The sequence below is a fragment of the Amycolatopsis nivea genome, assembly GCF_004522235.1.
In the GTDB taxonomy this organism is placed as follows: domain Bacteria; phylum Actinomycetota; class Actinomycetes; order Mycobacteriales; family Pseudonocardiaceae; genus Amycolatopsis; species Amycolatopsis nivea.
This window is the reverse complement of the sequence record NZ_SDLT01000011.1, coordinates 163182-182150: the sequence shown is the minus strand read 5'-3', so window position 1 is coordinate 182150 and position 18969 is coordinate 163182. Positions and strand designations below refer to the sequence as shown.

The window sequence follows — 18969 nt, the reverse complement described above, 5'->3', positions numbered from 1 at the left end:
CGGGTACGGGTCGGCCGGATAGTCCGCGTCGGCGAAAAGGATCAGAACTCCACCACGCTGCGCAGCACGTCGCCGTGGTGCATACGCTCGAAAGCCTGCTCCACGCCGTCGACGCCGATCCGCTCCGTGACGAACTTGTCCAGCGGCAGCCTGCCCTGCAGGTACAGGTCGACCAGCATCGGGAAGTCCCGCGACGGCAGGCAGTCGCCGTACCACGACGACTTCAGCGAACCGCCGCGCGAGAAGAAGTCGATCAGCGGCAGGTCGTTGAGCTTCATGTCCGGCGTGGGCACGCCGACCAGCACGACGGTGCCGGCGAGGTCGCGGCCGTAGAACGCCTGCCGCCAGGTCTCCGGGCGGCCGACCGCGTCGATCACGACGTCCGGGCCGAACGAGTTCGTCGCGTCCTGCATCGCGGCGACCACGTCCTCCTCGCTCAGGCCGCGGCTGTTGACCGTGTGCGTGGCCCCGAAGTCCTTGGCCCACTGGAGTTTCCGGTCGTCGGTGTCGATCGCGACGATCGTGGTCGCGCCAGCCAGCTGCGCACCCGCGATGGCCGCGTCGCCGACGCCGCCGCAGCCGATCACCGCGACCGAATCGCCGCGCCCGACCGAGCCGGTGTTGATCGCCGCACCGAGGCCGGCCATCACGCCGCAGCCCAGCAACCCGGCGACGGCGGGTTCGGCCCGCTCGTCGACCTTGGTGCACTGTCCACTGTGGACGAGCGTCTTCCCGAGGAACGCGCCGACGCCCAGCGCGGGGGACAGCTTCGTGCCGTCGGTGAGGGTCATCGGCCGCTCGGCGTTGAAAGTCGAGAAGCAGTACCAGGGCTTGCCGCGTTTGCAGGCCCGGCAGGTGCCGCAGACCGCGCGCCAGTTGAGGATCACGTAGTCGCCGGGCGCGAGATCGGTGACGCCCGCGCCGACCTTGTCGACCCGCCCCGCGGCCTCGTGCCCGAGCAGGAACGGGAACTCGTCGTTGATCCCGCCCTCGCGATAGTGCAGGTCGGTGTGGCACACCCCGCACGCCTGCACCGAGACGACCGCCTCGCCCGGTCCGGGATCCGGCACCACCACTGTCTCGCGCGTGACCGGCTCACCTTTGGCCCGCGACACCACTCCCTGGACCTCGTACGGCATGCGCACAACCTTTCACCCGCGACGGCGTTCTCGAGCGCAGCTAATCACGGATCATGCGCATATCGCCATAGCCCGGATCGGTTCCGCTATTCGCCGGTCGCACCGTCGGCAAGCTCGCGGACCACATCCAACTGCCCCACATGCCGCGCGTACTCCTGCAGCACGTGGAAGAGGATCCAGCTCAATGCCGGGGGCCGCTCCGGCGAATCGAAGCGACCGCTGCCGCGGGCGATGTCCTGGAGCTGCGCACCGGACACGATCGCCCGGGAGTCCGCGCACGCGTCCAGGAAGAGCGTCCGGATCTGGTCCGCCGATTCCTCCGCGCCGACCGACCACTTCCCGGTCTCGGGGTCGTTCTCTCCCCAGACCGGATCGATGTGCTCGCCCAGGAATCCCCAGCGCAGCCACCGGCGCTCCACGAACGCGAGGTGCTTGAGCAGCTCGAGCGGGGTCCAGCCCGACGGCAGCCTGCTGGTGCGCAACTCGTCGTCGGACAGGCCGTCCAGCTTGCGCAGCAGCGTGTCGCGGTAGTAGTCGAGGTAAGCGAGCAGCAGCTCGCGGGGGTCCGACAGACTGTCCGGAGGCTCGGTCACGGACGGCACCTTAGCCCCGCGGCGGCCGGGCGAACCAGCCAATAATCACGGCGTGATGAGGTAAACCACGCCGCCCGGACCGCCGGCCACCGCGCCGCTTTCGGTGTGCCGCTTCGTGCGCTGCCAGATCTTCTCGAACTGGTCCCGCTTGTACACCGTGCGCACGCGGCCGTCCGAGCTGGACGCCGGGTCGTTCGCGATCACGTCGCCCGCCTGGGTGAAGCCGACGACGACCATCAGGTGGCCGGCCGTGCCGTAGCCCGCGCCGTCGAGTTCGCTGGCCAGGAACGACTGCGAGGTGATCACCGGGATGCCGCGCGCGATGTAGTCCTCGAGTTCGTTGAGGTCGTGCAGTCGCGTGATGTGCCCGCGCAGTCCGAGCGAAGCGGCGTACGCGGTGTTGAACGGCCAGTTGCCGGTGCCGTCGTACGCGTAGTCGTAGGTGCCGCGCGCGGCGTAGACGACCGAACGGTCCTGGTAGTCCGCCGGGATCCAGTCCATCTGCTGCTCGGTCGGCTTGCGGCCCCAGTACTCGGCGACCATCTCGGTCGAGGTCGGGCTGCACCAGGCTTCCCCGCCGCCGCCGTACTGCGGGAACTGTCCTTTGTGGATGTTCTGGGCGAACGGCGGCACCTTCAGCTCGATCCCGCGCGCCCGGCCGGGCTTGGTGGTCTGTACGTCGAACCGGTCCGGAACGTTCGAGGTCATCGCGCCGAGCGAGGACAGGGTCGGCGTGGTCGGCGAACCCTGCTCGCGGTAGAGCGTCACGCGCAGCTGGTACGAGCGCAGCGTGACGCCTGCCTTCGTGGCGAGCGTGTCGACGTCGACCGAGGCATTGTCGTCGCTCTGCCCGTCGACGCTGGTGCGGTGGATGTCCGCGTCCCCGCTGGCCCAGCGGCCCATCGTGTACCAAGTGGTCTCGGCCCCGGCGGAAGTCCGGCCGCGGGCCTGCACCTCGAGCCATGTCTTGGCCGGGGTGCGCGCGTTCCACGACGCGATCAGCTGCGTCGCGTCGAAGCCCTGGCGGTACTTCGGCGACGTCCAGGTGCCGTAGTCGTAGGTGCGCGTGGTGCCGAGCCCCGGTTCGGTGTGCGCGACGCTGCCGGCCGGATGCGTGATCCGCAGCCCGCCGTAGCCGAAGCCGAGCCCGTCGAGCCTGCCCGCGAAGAACGAGCCGGACGACCATTCGTGGTAGTCGATGGCCTCGTCGTTACGCGCGTGCCGCGGTTCCGCGGCGGCCTGTGCCGCACCAGCCGTGAGCATGACGATGGACAGTAACGTGACCAACCCGCGAACCCGCATTCCGGCTCCGTCCCCAGACCCCAGTGGTAGCCAAAGATTTTCGCCTTCCGGAGCGGGTAAGTAAAGAGCCGCCGCTACAACACTGCTTGCGTCTGGGTGATTTTCGCGGCGAGCTTGCCGTCGTCGTCGCGGATTTCGGTCTCGACGACCACGACGCGGCGTCCGGCGTGCAGTGGTCTGGACGACGCGGTGGCGTACCCCGAACGGACGCCGCGCAGGAAGTTCGTCTTGGACTCCAGCGTCGTCGTGCCCTGCGCGCCCTCGGGAAGATTGAGGAACGCGCAGACGGCGCCGGTCGAATCGGCCAGCGCCATCAGCGCCCCGCCGTGCAGCACGCCGCCGAGCGTGCACAGCGATTCGTCCCACGCGAGCCGGCTGCGGACCAGGTCCGGGCCGTGCTCCAGCACCTCGATGCCGAGCCGCTCGCTGAACGGCATCGTTTGGTGGAACAGCTGCGTGCCTTCGACGTCGGTCATGCCGAGCAGTCAACCGCAGCCGGGCGCGTGGCGTCGATTACCTCGAAGGTAATCAGCTGAGCGGGTTAGTCAGCAGCAGCTCGGTGTTGCGGTCCCCCGCGTCGCCGACGTGGCTGAGGTTCGCGTGGATGTCGTTGTAGGAGAACTCGCGGTACATCGAGGCGAGCGCGTCGGGGGTTCGGGCGGAGTAGTCCACGGCGTACGGGGCGTCGGCCTCGATGAGCGTGGTGAACACCGACAGCGTGCCGTCGTGGTTGTCGGCCAGTTCGATGATCCGCGCGTGCTGCGGGAAGTCGATGTGGCTGGCGGTGTTGATCTCCCAGAAGCTCTGCGCCCGAGTTTTGCCGACGTGCGGGGTGATCTTGTTGAGGTGGGTGTGCCCGTTGACCCACGCCACGACGTTCGGGAAGCGCTGCAGCATCGCGACGAACGTGTCGCCGCCCAGCCGCGGGTCGAGCAAGTGGCGGGCGTCGGGCAGGAGGTTGCCCATGGTGCCGCTGGTGTGGTGGCTGAAGAGGACGAACAGCTCGTCGGTGACGGAGTGGGTGACCTTGCGGCCGAAGAAGTCGTAGTACGTCGAGCTGTTGCGCTTGAGCGTCGCCTCGACCCAGTTGAACTGCGCGAGCCCGATCGAACCGTCGGCGAACCCGCCCTGCGTGGTGGTGTCGAGGCTGATCCCGGTGACGCCGGGCGCGATCCGGAAGGTGTAGTAGACGTTCCGCCCGTCGGAGTTGGCGTCGGTAAAGCCGTGCCCGACCGGCCCGGGTCCAGTGTTCTTCGCGGCCAGATGCGCCTTGACGAACTCCGAAGTGCTGAACGGACGCCGCCGCGCATCCGGCGTGACCTCGCGAATGGTGCCGCCGCCGAACAACTCGCCGAGCGGCACACTCTTGCCTTGTTGGATGGCGGTGCCGAGCTTGCGCGCGCTGCTCTCGTCCTTGCCGATGACCTTGTATTTGCCGGTGTACCAGCCCTCGATGCCCGGGATGCCCTCCGGCAACGTGCCGACGACGCTGTCGTCGTGATTGCCGAACGTGCAGTACCAGGGCAGGCTCAACCCAGGCGCGGTGAACGGCGCGATTCCGGCTTCGAGCAGCCCGGGGACCTGGGGAAAGCCCTTCTTGGTGTAGTCGTCGGCAAGCCGCGTGCCCGGATTCCAGAACTCCGGATTGCCCGACGCCTGAACCCCCTCGTAACGGTTCGGATCGCCAGAGTTGGGCGTGATCGCGCCGCCGTTGAGCGTGGTGAGGAACCAGTCGAGCTCAAGCAGCTCGTGGTTGTCGGTGTTGTCGCCGGTAGTCATGACGAAGTCGAACTGCCGCCCGGTGAACGGCCCCGCGCGAAGGCTGTTGACCCGCTTGACGAGCGCACTGGTCGCGACGGTCCCCAGCGTTTCCTGCGGCCGATGCGCGGACCCGATGAACGGGTGCAGATACTCGAACCGAGCAGGCGATTCGGTGTCGGTGATATGCAGGTCAGTGAACTGCACGAACGCCCCGAGCGCAGTCCGCCGATCGTCGCGCCCGGCCTTGCCCGCTACGAGATCCGCCCGGACCGCAACCGGCCACCCAGGCCCGGCGGACAACCGCGAGTACCCAGTGGACGCCCCGGAAGCAGCCTGGTCAAGCGTGGTCCCCACAGTCCGCACGGCCCGCTGCGCAGTCCGCCTCAACGCCCGATCCAGCGCGTTGGCCGTGGGAGTGCACAGCAACAACCCCACCCCAGCCGCCCCCGCGGTGGTGAACGCCCGCCTGGTCAGTTCCGCCATGTTTTGCACTCCCCGTCTCGCCGCCCCTCGACGCTCCCGGACGCCCATGACGGGCCGGTGAACTAAGCCGAAGCAGAACGCGAAGGTCTCTCACATTTGCCGTGACAATGCGGGAGACTCTGTCACATCCGAGAGGCATGCCACTACCGCCGAACGGAGGGCGAGATGACGGCGGCAGTCGTACGTGAGGGCCACCCTCACAGCCGCTGATTCCCCCAGGGTTCCCCTCACGACCCACGCCCGGCAGTCCGTGAGGGGCTCCTTGGGGGACTTAGATTCCCTGAAGGGGCCCTTCACGGCCCTCGGCTCGCCCCGCCGCCGCCCGGGATGCGCCCCAATGCGGCATTGGTTGCGTCCCACACACCGAACGTCACATTGGGTGCGTCAGATGCACCCAACGCCACATTGGGGCGCAAGCCCCACCACGAACGAAACCGCCGCCGATGCACCCAACTCGAAGTGCACCCACACCACCCCCGCACCCCGATACGAAGCCAAAATGCGGTCAGACCGTCATCACAATCAAGCTTCGGGGTGCCCCACGCAACCCCCCGTGCGCAATGTCGCCGCCAGGCGACGAGCCGCACCGACCGTCAGCAGTAAAACGCGCAAGTAGCCCCCACCGCGGACAACGACACAAAGAACCAAACCAAAAAGATCACCGCAGGAATAGCCGCCAAGATCCCGCACACCAGCCCGGCGATCCCCATCCCCTGCCCGGTCCACCCAGGCTTCCCGCCCTGCACCATCCCGGCCCACGACAACCCGATCGCCGTAATCGCCGCGACCACGTCGAAGAACGGAACCCAGAAGAAGATCAACGCGACGATCCCGACCACCATCCCGGCGATCGCGAGCCCGCTGGTCTTCAACGGCGTGACCCCGGGATACGGAGCCGCGTACGGCGTCCCGTACATCGGCGCCCCGTAGGGCACCGGCGCCTGACCGTATCCAGGCGTGGCCGGATACCCCGGCGCGGGCACCGGTCCGGAGGGATGCCCCTGCGCCGGGTCCTGGCCGGGGTAAGGCTGCTGCTGATACGGGTCCGTCATGGGTGCACTCCTGCTGCGACTGTCGCGACGGTGAGTCGTCGGCGGCTAACGGCGAAACGTTACGCGCGGTCGCGGGTCGATGTGACGGTTTTCAGCCTTTCAACCCGGATTCGGTGACCCCGCGTACCAGATATCGCTGGAGGAACGCGAAGAGCAGGACAATCGGCACGATCGACAGCACCGCGGCCAGGAACAGCAGGTTCAGCTGCGGGTTCTGCGCGGTCAGCAGCCCGGACAGGGCGACCTGCACCGTCCACGAGTCCGGCGACTGCGCGATGATCAGCGGCCACAGGAACGCGTTCCAGCTGCCGATCACGGTGATGACCGCGATCGCGGCGAAGAAGCCCCGCGAGTTCGGCACCACGATCTTGCGGAAGACGCCCCAGCGGGACAGGCCGTCGACGCGGCCGGCGTCTTCCAGTTCCTTCGGGAAGCCCAGGAAGTACTGCCGGAACAGGAAAACGCTGAACGCGCTGAACAGGCCAGGGATGACCAGGCCGCGGAAATCCGAGAGCCAGCCGAGCGTCGACACCACCACGAAACTCGGCACGAACGTCACCGACGTCGGGATCATCAGCGTCGCCAGCACCGCGTAGAAAACCGGCTTCGAGTACCGGTACGGCACCCGGGCCAGGCCGTAGCCGGCGAGCGAGCACACCACCAGCAGGCCCACGGTTTGCAGCACCGCGACGACGACCGAGTTCACGATGCTGCGCGCGAATGGCACGTCCTGCTGGTCGAACAGCTTCGTGAAGTTCTCCCAGTGGATCTCCTTCGGCCACAGTGTCCAACCCGGCGCGGTGAGCTCCGCGCGCGACGCGAGACCGTTGCGCAGCAACAGGTAGAACGGCAGCAGAAAGAGGATCGCGGACACTGTGAGCGCTGTCCAGCGAAGCATCGCGCGGATCATGTCGCGCTCCGATCGAACCGGAAGAGCTTGCCCTGGAGGAGGGTGACCACGGCGATCAGCAGCGCCAGGATGATCGCGCCCGCGCTGCCGCGGCCCAGATCCTGGCCCCCGGAGCCGAGCGAGGTGTAGTAGAGGTACACCAGCGGCGGCCGCGCGAACGGCGGATAACCCCGGGAATCGCCCATGATGTTGTAGAACTCGTCGAACGCCTGGTAGGCGTTGATCAGATTCAGCAGCAGCACGGCCACCGACGTCGCGCGCAGCTGCGGCAGCGTGATGTGCCGGAAAACCTGCCATCCCGGCTTCGCGCCGTCGAGCCACGCCGCCTCGTACAGATGCTGCGGAATCCGCTGCAGCGCGGCGAGGAAAAGGATCATGTAGAAGCCGAGCTGCAGCCACAGCCGGGCGGTCACCAGCACGACCCAGTACAGCGGCGGGTGCACGGTGCCGGTCCACGCGACCGGGTCGATGCCGAAGACGCCGAGCAAGGTGTTCGCGAGACCGTAGCGGACGCCGGAGAACAGCGACGTCTTCCAGATCAGCGACGCCACCACGTACGAACACGCGAACGGCAGGAAGAACACCGAACGGAAGAACGCCTTCGCGAACCGCAGCTGGTTCACGCCGACCGCCAAGGCCAGCGACAGCACGAACGTCAGCGGGACGATGAACAGGGCGAAGACGCTGAACGTGCCGAGGCTCGCGACGAACGGGCCGTCGGAGAGCATGTGCGCGTAGTTGTCCAGTCCGACGAAGACGCTGGGGGTGACCGTGTTGCGCGCGTCGAAGAACGACAGGTACAGGCTCCACCCGATCGGCACGTAGGCGAAGATCGCCAGGCCGAGCAGGAACGGACCCACGAACCCCCAGAACGCCAGCGTGTCCCGGGTTTTCCGGGACAGCTTCATCCGAACAGGCGTTTCAGCTCGGCCTGCGCGACGGTGACCGCGGCCTTCGTCTGCGCCACCGGGTCCGCGCCCTCCTTGGCGATCTTCGCGACCGCGTCCGACAACGCGGTGTTCGACGTCTGCGTCCACACCGGACCGCCGATGAGGTGGCTGTTCTCCTTGACGAACTTCACCACGTCCGCGGCCGGACCGCTTTGCAGCGTCTGCGCTTTGTCGATGAGGCTCTGCCGGGCGGGCACGTGGAAGCCGTAGCGGGTGGCGAACTCCAGCTGGCTGTCGGTCTGGTCGATCCACAGCCACTTCACGAACGCCTTGGCCTCGTTGACGTGCGCGCTCTTCGCGTTGACCATCGCGCCGTACGCGCCGACCGGGACCGACGGCTTGCCGCTGTCGTCCAGCTTCGGGAACGGCAGCACGCCGAAGTCGTCGTTGAGCGCGTCGCGGATCTTCGGGACGTTCCACAGCCCGGTCCACTGCATCGCGCAGAGCCCGTCGACGAACGCGCCCGGATCCGACCAGTCGGCGGGCGCGCCGAGCAGCAGGGAACCGTTGGCGTTCAACGTGTGCAGCTTGCTGAACGCGGCGGCCGCGCGCGGATCGTCGAAGCCGACCTCGCGGTTGTTGTTCTTCAGGTAGTCGAGCCCAGCCGACCACATGAGCGGCCCGGTGAGCGTGCCGACCCCGCCGTCATTGCCCGCGAAGAACCCCTTCACGCCGTCCTTCGACAGCTTGCTCGCGGCGTCGATCAGCTCGTCCACGGTCTGCGGCGGCTGCACGCCTGCGGCCTGCAGCATGCTCTTGCGGTAGAAGAGGACCTGCGTGTCGGTGGCCTGCGGAATGCCGTAGACCTTGCCCTCCACGGTCTGCGCGGCGAGCACGGCGGGGCTGAAGTCGTTCTTGACCGGTCCGATGATGTCGTCGAGCGCCACCACCTGGTTCTGCCGGACCCAGTCGATCTTCACCTGCGCCTCGAAAACGTCCGGCACCGGGCTGTTCTGCAGCGCGGTGACGATCTTCGAGTCGTAGTCGCCGGGGTTCCACACCACGTTGACCTTCGCGCCCGGATAGCTGGCCGCGTAGTTCTTGACGGCTTGCTGCACGCCGTCCTCGCCGTAGGCGTGGTACCACTGCTGCAGCGTGACCTTCGGGGCCTGCGACGGGGTCGAGGCTCCCGCCGACATCGCCGTGGACGGCGGCGGATCCCCCGGACGCCCGGTGTTCGACCCGCACGCGGCCGCGACCGCGCCCACCGCCGCCGTTCCCGCCAACGACAGGAACGACCTCCTGCTCCGCTGCTGCATCCCCAGTTCTCCTCCGACGTGCTGGGAAGGGCTCCTTGCCTGCAACAGATTCCCTCACGAAGCCCTTCCCAGGCCGACAACTCGCCGGAGATTTACCGCTCAGAGGTGTGAGATGTCGAGCTTTCCCTCGGAGTAGGACGCGCGCAGCCGCTTCTTGTCGAACTTGCCGACGCTCGTCTTGGGCACCTCCTCCACGAACGTCCAGTTCTCCGGCAGCTGCCACTTCGCGACCTTGTCCGACAGGTACTCGCGCAGTTCCTCGGCGGTGGCCTGCTGGCCCTCCTTGACCACGACGGCGACCAGCGGGCGTTCGTCCCACTTCTCGTCCGGGATGCCGACGACCGCCGCCTCGGCGACCGCCGGATGGCCCATCACCGCGTTCTCCAGGTCCACCGACGAGATCCACTCGCCGCCGGACTTGATCACGTCCTTGGCGCGGTCGGTGAGCGTGAGGAAGCCGTCCGGGCTGATCTTGCCGACGTCACCGGTGCGCAGCCAGCCGTCGTGGAACTTCTCCGGGTCGATGTCGGATCCGCCGTGGTAGGCGCCGGCGATCCACGGACCGGACACCTCCAGTTCGCCGACCGCCTCGTTGTCCCACGGCAGTTCCTCGCCGTCGTCGCCGATCAGCCGGGCCGCTACGGACGCCGGGAAACGGCCCTGGGTGTAGCGGTAGGCCCAGCGCTCCTCGCCGGTGGCGCTGGCCGGCGGACGCGCGACGCTGCCGAGCGGCGACGTCTCGGTCATGCCCCACGCGTGCAGGATCGGCACGTTGTAGCGCTCTTCGAAGGCGTGCATCAGCGACGGCGGCGCGGCCGATCCGCCGACGACCACCTCTCGCACGTGGCTGATGTCCTGCGGGTTCGCGTCCAGGTGCGCGAGCAGGCCCTGCCAGATCGTCGGCACCGCGGCGGCGAAGGTCGGCTTCTCCGCGGCCAGCAGCGCGGCGATCGGGGCGGGCTGCAGGAACCGGTCCGGCATCAGCAGCGAGGCACCGACCATCATCGCCGCGTACGGCAGGCCCCACGACATGGCGTGGAACATCGGCACGATAGCCAGCGCCAGGTCTTCCTGGGCGAGCCGCATGCTGTCGGTCATGCAGACCTGCATCGAGTGCAGCCAGATCGACCGGTGCGAGTAGACGACGCCCTTCGGGTCGCCCGTGGTGCCGGAGGTGTAGCACATCGCGGCGGCGGCCCGCTCGTCGATCTCCGGCCAGTCGAACTCGTCGGACTGCCCGGCCAGCAGCTCGTCGTAGGAGTGCACGGTGACGCCCTCGGGCGCGGTCAGCGCGGACGCGTCGCCGTTGGCCACGATCACGTGCTTGACCGTCTTCATCCCCGGCAGGTTGCTCGCCAGCAGCGGCACGAGCGTGCCGTCGACGATGATGACGTGGTCTTCCGCGTGGTTCGCCACGAAGACCAGCTGCTCCGGGAACAGCCGGATGTTCAGCGTGTGCAGCACCGCGCCCATGGCGGGCACTGCCAGGTAGGCGGCGAGGTGCTCGGCGTTGTTCCACATGAACGTGCCGACCCGCTGGTCGCCGGTGACGCCGAGACCGCGCAGCGCGTTCGCGAGCCGGGCGGCGTGCTTGCCGAGCTCCGCATAGGTCTCCCGGCGGGCTTCTGAACCGGTCCAGGTGACGACTTCGCTCTTCGCGTGCACCTTCGTGCCGTGGCGCAGCAGCTTCGCGAGCGACAGCTGTCCGTCCTGCATCGTGCTCAACATGGGTGACTCCCGTGGTGCTCGTTCGCCGGTGAACTGGGGTGCGCCCGACTCTAATGCGGATCCGCCGGATCGGGCACGAACAAGTTCGGTCACGGCTTGTCGGCCCTCTCCCGCCATCGGGTGGCGGCCCCGCGCTTCCATGATCCACTTCTGTCGCGATTCCCGTTGCGGGACAAGAAAATGCGTTGTGTTAACTGCGGTGAAATACACTCTCGTTCGGGTGAGGTAATGGGGGTGGAAATGAGCCCATCGAGGCCGTTTTCACAGGTCGCGAGGGGTCCCCTCGCGCAGGTCCGCCGCGCCCGTCGACGGGTGATAAGTGCGTGTCGGTTGCGCGTACTGCGGGCACGTGGCGTTTACTGGGGCCGTGGTAAGTGATGGCTGGCCAGCGCTTGCAGCTGCAAGCATCGGCTGAGACCGTCGGCCGCGAAAGCGGAGACCTGAGAGGAAAGGACATTACGTTGGCTCTGCCCACGTTGACTCCGGAGCAGCGCGCCGAGGCCCTCGCCAAGGCGGCAGAGGCTCGTAAGGCGCGTTCGGAGCTGCTCGCTTCGATCAAGTCCGGCAAGGAGAGCATCGAGTCGGTGCTCAAGCGGGCCAAGGAGAACAAGACCGTCGGCAAGACGAAGGTCACGCAGCTTCTCAAGGCGGTGCCCGGCCTGGGCGCGGTCAAGGTCGCCGCGCTGCTCGAGCAGGCGGGGATCGACCCCGACCGCCGGGCCGCTGGCCTGGGCGAACGGCAGCGCGAAGCGCTGATCGACGCGCTCAAGTAACGCTGATCCGGCGGCCGCGGGGAAGGTGGCGCGAGGTGTTGCACCGGCGACACTTTCCCCGCGGCGCTCCCGGATCCTGAGACGCTGGTGAAGTGACGACCAGTACCGCGCCGGCGACCCCGGCCGAGACCACCGTCCGCTACCAGCGTGGCGACTTCTTGTTCGCGACCGCCCGGCGCGCCCTGCTCGCCCGCGGTGCGCTCGGGACAGTCACCGATGCCGACCCACGCCGCCTCGCCCGCTCGGCTGCCGCTGAGCTGGACCGTTCCGGCGTGCCGCTCGCAGTCGGCGTGCTGCCGTTCGACACCGGACCCGGCGCTGCCTCGCCGGGGCACCTCGTGCTGCCCCGGACGGTGCACCGCGCCCAAGGCGAGGCCTCGGCCGCGCCGCCCGCCGCTGACCTGCCCGCCCCGGCGGCCACCCGGCGGCTTCCCTCCGCCGACGGCCACCGCGAGAACGTGCGGGCCGCCGTCGCCGCTCTGCGGGACCGCGACCTGCGCAAAGCCGTGCTGGCCCGCGCGCTCGAGCTGGAATTCGACGCGCCGATCCCGGTCGAGGCGATCGTGCGCAACCTCGCGCGCGGCAACCCGCGCCACTTCACTTACGCCGCCGAACTGCCCGGCGGCCGCACCCTCGTCGGGGCCACCCCCGAGCTGCTGCTTTCCCGGACGGGCGACTCGGTGTTCACGACCCCGCACGCCGGGTCGATGCCGCGTTCGGCCGACCCGGAGACCGACCGGGCCAACGGCGAAGCCCTCCTCGCGTCCGCGAAGGACCGGGAAGAGCACGACCTGGTGATCGACTACGTCGTCGAGTCGCTGCGGCCGTTCTGCCGCACACTCGACGTCCCAGCCGGCCCTGAGCTGGTCTCCACGCCCGCCATCTGGCACCTGCGGACGTCCATCACCGGCGAGCTGGCGGACCGCTCGGTGACCGCCCTCGACCTCGCTGCCGCGATGCACCCGACCCCGGCAGTCTGCGGCACCCCGACCGTCGCCGCGCGCGACCTGGTGCAGGAACTGGAGCCGTTCGACCGCGGGTACTACGCGGGCGCGGTCGGCTGGGTCGACGCGGCGGGAGACGGCGAGTGGGCCGTCGCGATCCGCTGCGCCGAGGTGGCCGACAAGTCGATGCGGCTCTTCGCGGGCGGCGGCATCGTGCCCGCGTCGGACCCGGACACCGAGTACCAGGAGACGATCGCGAAGTTCCGCACGCTGCTCGGCGCGATGGGGCTGGACGACAGCGCGTCCTGAGGCTTACGGCAGCCAGTGCTCCTCGGTGACGCTCAGGCTGTCCGAGGTCAACGCCGCGACCGCCGCCCGGTGTCCGTCGGCCGCCTTGAGGTCGGCTAGCCGGGTGCGCGCCGGGTCCAGCGCCTCGTCACCCGAGGCCATCAGCTCGGCGGGAGCGTCGTAGCGGGAGAACGTGATGCTCTGCAGCGGGATCTTCAGCCCCTTGCCGGTGGCCTTCATCACCGCTTCCTTGCGCGTCCAGTAGATGAAGAAGGCCGCCGAACGCTCCTCGTCCGACAGGTCCGCGACGGCTTCCCGCTCGGCCGGGCTCAGCGCGTACTCCACGAGCGACGCGTCCGCCTTGCGGCTGGCGGTTTCGACGTCGAGGCCTACCGGCACGCCGTCAGCGACCGCGAGGCCGATCAGATTGCCCGAATGCGAGATCGACAGCACGAGGTCCGAACCCGGCACGCGCGGACGGCCGTGCGGTTTGCCGCAGTCGTCGCAGGTCGCGTCGAAGCGCACGGACTCCGCCCCGCCGCCGAGCCGTTCCGCGACGAGGGTCTTCGCGAGCACCCGGCCGGTCAGAAAGCGGCGCTGGTCGATTTCGAGCCGGTACGCGTCGTAGCGGCCTCTCTCCAGGTCGTCCAGCAGCTTCAGGTAGCGGTCCTCCGCGGGCAGCGGTTCGGACCAGCGCACCACGATTTCGGTCACCGGCATACCCTCCCTCGTCCGCCTCCGATCTTGCCCGGGCGCGCCGAGGTTTGTCATGCCCCTATCCCGAACGCGGCGAAGGCCCCCTCGGAGTCCGAGAGGGCCTTCGCGGCGGAGATGACGAGTGCTAAGACTTGTTCTTGTCGCGCATCGCGATCGGGACCCCGGCTAGGTCCTCCTCGTTGCACAGCAATTTCACGTCGTAGTAGGGCGAACCCTGTCGCTCGTCGTAGTCTAGGTGGATCGCGAGGACGTCGAGCGGTTCTCCCAGCCACTCCTGCGCTTGGCGCAGCCAGACTGCGCAGCGCTCGAGCGCGCTGGGCAGGTCGTCGTCACGAAACTCGACTGGTCGATACGGCACGTCCTGGACCTGATCGCGCGGGTTTGAAGGCGCGGGCAGGCCAGGAGAGAGACCCGAGTCGTCCAGTTCGAGTTGGATCGTTTGCTCAGTCACCCTTCGAGCGTCCCCCACGTTCGCCGTCTGAGCAAGGCGTACGGCGCTAAAAGCCCTCTTGGACAGGCAAGTCCCACACCTGGGCGACCACTTCGAGGCATTGCCGGAGGTCGTGCGCACGCACCGCGACCGGATGTCCGAGGGCCCGCAATGCCAGCTCCGCGTAGTGCGTGGCCAGGTCTTCGAGCTTGAGCGGGCCCTTCGGGGAATACCACCGGGCCACGCCGCTGCACATTTCCAGCAATGCGAGCCGCGTCACGGCCGGTTGTGCGGTGTGGAACACGTTCGCCGCGGCGCCGTCTTCGATCGCCTTCGCCCAGAACTGCTCGTATTCGTCCCGCAGCGCGACGACCTGGGCACGCGCCGGAGCCGAAAGCGCGTCGACTTCGTTGTCCACCACCCGGGTTTCGCCCGGCTGGGCGGCGTGCGCGAGGACATGCAGCGCGACCAGCGTGCGCATCCGGGCCACCGGATCGTCGCTGCCCGCGGTGGCCTTCGCGACCGCGTCGATCAGGCGGTGCAGCGAGGTCGTCATGATCTCGACAAGAAGATCTTCCTTGGTGCCCATGTAGTGGTAGAGCGTCGCCGAAGAAAGTTCGGCTTCCTGGGCCAGATCCCGAATGCCTGTGCCGTGGAAACCCTTGGTGGCGAACAGTTTCACGGCGGCCGCCCGGACGCGTTCGGCGCTGCTCATCGCCACTCCCCGGTGCTGCGGTCCCAGGAACCGGCGCGCAGGTCGGCGACCTTCCGCAGTTCGCCCTTCGCGACGCGTTCGGACGGCGTGCGCGGCAGGTCGTCCGCGAAGGCCCAGAAGCGCGGCACCTTGAAGTACGCCAGTTGCTGCGCGCAGAACTCCGCCAGCTCCTCGGGTGACGGCCGGTTCTCGCCGCACACCACGTACGCCTTCACTTCCTCGCCGCGCAGCTCGTCCGGTACCGCGAGGACGGCCGCGAGTTGCACCTTCGGATGTTGCAGCAGCGCGCGCTCGACCTCGTCGGCGGAGATGTTCTCGCCGCTGCGCCGGATCATGTCCTTGGTGCGGCCGAGGTAGTAGACGCGGCCTTCGTCGTCCATCCGGGCGAGGTCGCCGGTGTGGAACCAGCCGCCGGCGAAGGCGCGCGCGGTCGCTTCGGGATCCTCGTGGTAGCCGTGCATCAGCCCGATGCCGCGGATCAGCAGCTCGCCGGTTTCCCCACGAGGCAATGGTTTCCCGTCCTCGCCGGCGATCATCGCTTCGCGGTCGCGGGTCGGCCGTCCGATGCAGCCGGTGCCCACCGCGGCGTCGTGGTCGGACTCGGAAACCCGGATGTCCCCGCCGGTCTCGGTCATCCCGAACGCCTCGTACCACGGCACGCCCCAGCGTTCTTCCAGCTGAGCGTGCAGGTCCGGCGGGATCGCCGACGCGCTGATCGCGCGGACGCGGTGGTTCCGGTCGTCCGGATGCGGCGGCTGGCGCAGCAGCAGCGTCGGCATCAGGCCGAGGCAGTAGAACCAGGTGACCTCGTACTCGCGGACCTTCGCCCAGAAGGTGGAGGGGTGGAAGCGGTCCAGTACGACGAGCGTCGCCCCGGCGGCCAGCGCGAGCGCGACGTTCCACTGTGGATCAATGTAGTGGAACGGTTGTGCGGTAAGCAGAATGTCGTCTTCGCCGACGGCGGGGAAGTCGGTGGCGAGCCCGATCGCGAGCGTGGTCCAGTACCGGTGCGGCAGCACGCAGCCCTTCGGCGCGCCGGTGGTGCCGGAGGTGTACTGGATGTTGACCGGCTGTTCGGCCACCACCAATTCAGGTTCGCAGCGTGTTTCCGACTTGAGCGCGTCCGGCGTGAGGACGCGTTCCACGGCCGTTTCCGGCGCGATTTTCTCCAGCAGTTCCACGAACTCTTCGGCGGCCACCGCCAAGCGCGCGCCGGAGTGGCGCAGGACGTGCGCGCCGTCGAATTCGCGGTAGTTGATGTTCACCGGAACCAGAACGGCGCCGAGTTTGGCGAGCGCGAGCCACATGAGCGGGAATTCCGGCTCGTTGCGGAGCATCACCGCGACGCGATCGCCTGCCTGGACGCCTTGTTCCTGGAGCGCTTTAGCCAGGCGTCCGCTGCGGTCGTCGACCTCGGCGAAGGTGAACCTGGTGCCGGTGCTGTCGAAGATCCACGCGGTGCGCTCCGGCCAGAGCTGCGCGGCGCGCGTGACCAGGGCGACCAGCGTGTCGACGTTCTGCAGCGGCGTCACGCCCGGCTCCGGAACGCTTCGGTCGACTCGCGGACGGCGGCCGAGTGCTCGGTGATCAGGGCGTGGGTGACCTCGAGTTCGAGCGCCGAGTCGAAGGCGTGGTCGATCCCGGCGTCCAGCGCACGCTTCGCCATCGTGGCGGCCTCCGGCGGGTGATGGGCGATCTTCTCCGCCCAGCCGAGCGCGAGGGGCATCAGCTCGTCCGCTGGCACGGCGGCGTTGACGAGGCCGAGATCGTGCGCGCGCCGGCCGTCGAACCGGTCGCCGAGCAGCAGCAGTTCCTTCGCCTTGATCGGCCCGACCAGCAGCGGGAGCAGCCTCGACGCGGCACCGGTGACGCTCAGCCCCAGCGACACCTCGGGGAACGCGAACACCGCGTCCTCGGCGGCCAGGATCAGGTCGCAGCCCAGCGCGAACTCCGCGCCCGCGCCGATCGCGTACCCGTGCACGGCGGCGATCACCGGCTGCCGCAGCGCGCGCAGCCGGCGCGTGACGTCCTGGAGCCGCTCCAGCCTCGCCCGGGAGTCACCCTCCGGGGTGGGTTCCTTCAGGTCGTGCCCGGCGCAGAAGGCGCGGCCGTTGCCGGTGAGGAGGACGACGCGGGCTTCGCTGTGCGCGACCTCCTCCAGCGCGGTGAGGAAGTCGTCCACCAGCACGGGCGCGACGGCGTTGAGCCGCTCGGGCCGGTTCAGCCGGATCTGCGCGATGCCGCCCTCGAGGGCCAGGTCAACGGTGCTCATGGAGGGGAGCCTAGACGTTCGATCGATCGATCGATAGTGTCCAGGGCATGCAGGTTGACGCGGTGTACGAGAACGCCAGGCTGGTCACCGGCGACACCGCGCTGGCGGTGCTGCACGGCCGGATCGTGGCGCTGGGCGACGACGCGCGCGAACTGTCCGCCCGCCGCCGGGTGGACCTCGGCGGGGGTTTCGTCGCACCCGGGTTCCACGACGCGCACAACCACATGGCCTGGTTCGGCATGGGCCTGGACGACGTGCCGCTCAGCGACTGCCGCAGCGTCGACGAGGTGTACGACGCGGTGGCGCGGCGCGCGGCCGAGCTGCCCGCCGGGAGCTGGGTCGTCGGCAGCGGCTACGACCAGAACAAACTCGCCGGCGGCGAGCACCCCGACCGGCACGGCCTCGACCGCGCCGCCCCCGGCATGCTCGTGCGGCTCAAGCACACGTCCGGCCACATGACGCTGGTCAACTCCGCGGTGCTGGACCAGCTGGACCTCGCGAACGTCCCCGTCGGCGGCGACGTAGTCCAGTCGGCCGACGGCTCGCCGACCGGTTTGCTGCGCGAGCAGGCGCAGTTGCTGTTGCGCCCGCTGACCTACCCGACGCCGCTCGAATCGGTGGTCCGAGGCCTCGACCGGGCGAGCCGGCAGTACCTGTCCGAGGGCATCACGAGCGTCCAGGAAGCCGGCATCGGCGGCGGCCTGGTCGGCGAGACGCCCGCGGAGCTGGCCGCGTACCAGCTCGCGCGCGAACGCGGCGTCCTGCGAGTCCGCAGCACGGTGATGGTCGCCGCGAGCGTCCTGCACGACCTGCCCGACGGCGCCGGCTTCGGCCTGGACCTAGGCCTGCGCACCGGCCTAGGCGACGAGTGGCTGCGGATCGGCCCGATGAAACTCTTCGCCGACGGTTCGCTGGTCGGCCGCACCTGCGCGATGCACGAACCGTTCGACGGCGAACCGGACAACCGCGGCTACTTCCAGGTGCCCGAGGACGAGCTGACAGCCACCATCCGCCAAGCCCACGACGCCGGCTGGCAAATCGCGACCCACGCCATCGGCGACCGAGCCATCACGGTCGTCCTGGACGCCTACGAAGCCGCCCTGGCCGCCAACCCGCGCCCGGACCACCGGCACCGCATCGAACACTGCGCCGTGCTCCCGCCCGCGGATCTGACCCGCCTGGCCGCGCTGGGCCTGATCGCGTCCCCACAAGGCCGCTTCGTGAACGAACTGGGCGACGGCATGCGCGCAGCCCTCGGCGAAGCGCGGGTGCCGTGGTGCTACCGCCTCCGCAGCGTCCTCGACGCCGGATGCGTCCTGCCAGCCAGCTCAGACCGCCCCGTCGTCGACGGCGCCCCACTGCTCGGCCTCGCCGACATGGTCCACCGCCGCACGTCCACCGGCGAACCGTTCGCGGTAGAGGAAGCGCTGACCCCGGCGGAGGCCCTGCGCGCTTACACCTACGGCTCCGCCTACGCGACCTTCGCGGAGAGCTACCTGGGCACCCTGGAGCCGGGCAAGCTCGCGGACTTCGTGGTGCTATCCGCGGACCCACTGTCCACTGTGGACGACGCCCGCGTGCTCGGCACCGCGGTGGGCGGAGAACTCCGGTACGAGGCCTCGTGATGGGGAGGCCTGTCGTGCGGTCGGCTGG

The 18969-nt window shown here is 68.9% G+C and carries 18 protein-coding genes; 3 read left to right on the top strand and 15 right to left on the bottom strand.

Annotation, left to right across the window (positions count from 1 at the left end; all coding sequences use genetic code 11):
* Positions 1-41 precede the first annotated feature (41 nt).
* The 10 genes from EIZ44_RS16050 to EIZ44_RS16000 form a co-directional block, all read right to left on the bottom strand.
* Positions 42-1139, bottom strand: a complete 1098-nt coding sequence (locus EIZ44_RS16050) for an S-(hydroxymethyl)mycothiol dehydrogenase (protein WP_134729397.1) — start codon at positions 1137-1139, stop codon at positions 42-44.
* Between the two features lie 86 nt (positions 1140-1225).
* On the bottom strand, positions 1226-1732 hold the full coding sequence (locus EIZ44_RS16045) for a DinB family protein (protein ID WP_240691317.1): 507 nt from the start codon (positions 1730-1732) through the stop codon (positions 1226-1228).
* 45 nt (positions 1733-1777) lie between these two features.
* Positions 1778-3034, bottom strand: coding sequence for a C39 family peptidase (locus tag EIZ44_RS16040; protein ID WP_199817516.1), 1257 nt, complete (start codon positions 3032-3034; stop codon positions 1778-1780).
* Positions 3035-3108: 74 nt separating this feature from the next.
* On the bottom strand, positions 3109-3510 hold the full coding sequence (locus EIZ44_RS16035) for a PaaI family thioesterase (protein WP_037810973.1): 402 nt from the start codon (positions 3508-3510) through the stop codon (positions 3109-3111).
* 52 nt (positions 3511-3562) lie between these two features.
* A complete protein-coding gene (locus tag EIZ44_RS16030) occupies positions 3563-5278 on the bottom strand; it encodes a TIGR03767 family metallophosphoesterase (protein ID WP_134729395.1) in 1716 nt (571 codons plus the stop codon).
* A 593-nt stretch (positions 5279-5871) separates the two neighbouring features.
* A complete protein-coding gene (locus EIZ44_RS16020) occupies positions 5872-6330 on the bottom strand; it encodes a DUF4190 domain-containing protein (protein ID WP_134729392.1) in 459 nt (152 codons plus the stop codon).
* Between the two features lie 91 nt (positions 6331-6421).
* On the bottom strand, positions 6422-7240 hold the full coding sequence (locus EIZ44_RS16015; protein ID WP_167754148.1) for a carbohydrate ABC transporter permease: 819 nt from the start codon (positions 7238-7240) through the stop codon (positions 6422-6424).
* Entirely contained in the window at positions 7237-8148 is a 912-nt protein-coding gene (locus EIZ44_RS16010) for a carbohydrate ABC transporter permease (RefSeq protein WP_134729390.1), read from the bottom strand. Before EIZ44_RS16010 ends, EIZ44_RS16015 begins: the two co-directional genes overlap by 4 nt.
* A complete protein-coding gene (locus EIZ44_RS16005; RefSeq protein ID WP_134665318.1) occupies positions 8145-9449 on the bottom strand; it encodes an ABC transporter substrate-binding protein in 1305 nt (434 codons plus the stop codon). The genes EIZ44_RS16010 and EIZ44_RS16005 overlap by 4 nt, the downstream gene beginning before the upstream one ends.
* A gap of 99 nt (positions 9450-9548) precedes the next feature.
* Positions 9549-11177, bottom strand: coding sequence for a long-chain fatty acid--CoA ligase (locus EIZ44_RS16000; protein WP_134665316.1), 1629 nt, complete (start codon positions 11175-11177; stop codon positions 9549-9551).
* Between the two features lie 461 nt (positions 11178-11638).
* Between EIZ44_RS16000 and mihF the strand changes: the two genes are divergently transcribed.
* Positions 11639-11950: an integration host factor, actinobacterial type gene (mihF, locus tag EIZ44_RS15995; RefSeq protein ID WP_020664542.1), complete on the top strand. Its 312-nt coding sequence runs from the start codon at positions 11639-11641 to the stop codon at positions 11948-11950.
* 92 nt (positions 11951-12042) lie between these two features.
* Positions 12043-13203: an isochorismate synthase gene (locus EIZ44_RS15990; protein ID WP_134729388.1), complete on the top strand. Its 1161-nt coding sequence runs from the start codon at positions 12043-12045 to the stop codon at positions 13201-13203.
* A 3-nt stretch (positions 13204-13206) separates the two neighbouring features.
* On the opposite strand, the gene EIZ44_RS15985 is transcribed toward EIZ44_RS15990, so the two are convergent.
* From EIZ44_RS15985 to EIZ44_RS15965, 5 genes are all read right to left on the bottom strand, one after another.
* Entirely contained in the window at positions 13207-13896 is a 690-nt protein-coding gene (locus EIZ44_RS15985; RefSeq protein ID WP_167754147.1) for a 4'-phosphopantetheinyl transferase family protein, read from the bottom strand.
* A 127-nt stretch (positions 13897-14023) separates the two neighbouring features.
* Entirely contained in the window at positions 14024-14350 is a 327-nt protein-coding gene (locus tag EIZ44_RS15980) for a hypothetical protein (RefSeq protein WP_037810987.1), read from the bottom strand.
* A 46-nt stretch (positions 14351-14396) separates the two neighbouring features.
* On the bottom strand, positions 14397-15044 hold the full coding sequence (locus EIZ44_RS15975) for a TetR/AcrR family transcriptional regulator (RefSeq protein ID WP_037810989.1): 648 nt from the start codon (positions 15042-15044) through the stop codon (positions 14397-14399).
* Positions 15041-16576: an ATP-dependent acyl-CoA ligase gene (locus EIZ44_RS15970; protein ID WP_134729384.1), complete on the bottom strand. Its 1536-nt coding sequence runs from the start codon at positions 16574-16576 to the stop codon at positions 15041-15043. Before EIZ44_RS15970 ends, EIZ44_RS15975 begins: the two co-directional genes overlap by 4 nt.
* Positions 16573-17316, bottom strand: a complete 744-nt coding sequence (locus EIZ44_RS15965) for an enoyl-CoA hydratase/isomerase family protein (protein ID WP_134665308.1) — start codon at positions 17314-17316, stop codon at positions 16573-16575. The genes EIZ44_RS15970 and EIZ44_RS15965 overlap by 4 nt, the downstream gene beginning before the upstream one ends.
* 47 nt (positions 17317-17363) lie before the next feature.
* Between EIZ44_RS15965 and EIZ44_RS15960 the strand changes: the two genes are divergently transcribed.
* Entirely contained in the window at positions 17364-18941 is a 1578-nt protein-coding gene (locus tag EIZ44_RS15960) for an amidohydrolase (RefSeq protein ID WP_134729382.1), read from the top strand.
* The last annotated feature ends 28 nt before the right edge of the window (positions 18942-18969 follow it).

What these genes read in the sequence shown, in the direction of transcription:
- EIZ44_RS16030 (WP_134729395.1), bottom strand. Translation starts at nt 5,278, where the DNA reads ATGGCGGAACTGACCAGGCGGGCGTTCACCACCGCGGGGGCGGCTGGG.
- EIZ44_RS16040 (WP_199817516.1), bottom strand. Translation starts at nt 3,034, where the DNA reads ATGCGGGTTCGCGGGTTGGTCACGTTACTGTCCATCGTCATGCTCACG.
- EIZ44_RS16010 (WP_134729390.1), bottom strand. Translation starts at nt 8,148, where the DNA reads ATGAAGCTGTCCCGGAAAACCCGGGACACGCTGGCGTTCTGGGGGTTC.
- EIZ44_RS16020 (WP_134729392.1), bottom strand. Translation starts at nt 6,330, where the DNA reads ATGACGGACCCGTATCAGCAGCAGCCTTACCCCGGCCAGGACCCGGCG.
- EIZ44_RS15965 (WP_134665308.1), bottom strand. Translation starts at nt 17,316, where the DNA reads ATGAGCACCGTTGACCTGGCCCTCGAGGGCGGCATCGCGCAGATCCGG.
- EIZ44_RS15960 (WP_134729382.1), top strand. Translation starts at nt 17,364, where the DNA reads ATGCAGGTTGACGCGGTGTACGAGAACGCCAGGCTGGTCACCGGCGAC.
- EIZ44_RS16000 (WP_134665316.1), bottom strand. Translation starts at nt 11,177, where the DNA reads ATGTTGAGCACGATGCAGGACGGACAGCTGTCGCTCGCGAAGCTGCTG.
- EIZ44_RS16015 (WP_167754148.1), bottom strand. Translation starts at nt 7,240, where the DNA reads ATGATCCGCGCGATGCTTCGCTGGACAGCGCTCACAGTGTCCGCGATC.
- EIZ44_RS16005 (WP_134665318.1), bottom strand. Translation starts at nt 9,449, where the DNA reads ATGCAGCAGCGGAGCAGGAGGTCGTTCCTGTCGTTGGCGGGAACGGCG.
- EIZ44_RS16035 (WP_037810973.1), bottom strand. Translation starts at nt 3,510, where the DNA reads ATGACCGACGTCGAAGGCACGCAGCTGTTCCACCAAACGATGCCGTTC.
- EIZ44_RS15975 (WP_037810989.1), bottom strand. Translation starts at nt 15,044, where the DNA reads ATGAGCAGCGCCGAACGCGTCCGGGCGGCCGCCGTGAAACTGTTCGCC.
- EIZ44_RS16050 (WP_134729397.1), bottom strand. Translation starts at nt 1,139, where the DNA reads ATGCCGTACGAGGTCCAGGGAGTGGTGTCGCGGGCCAAAGGTGAGCCG.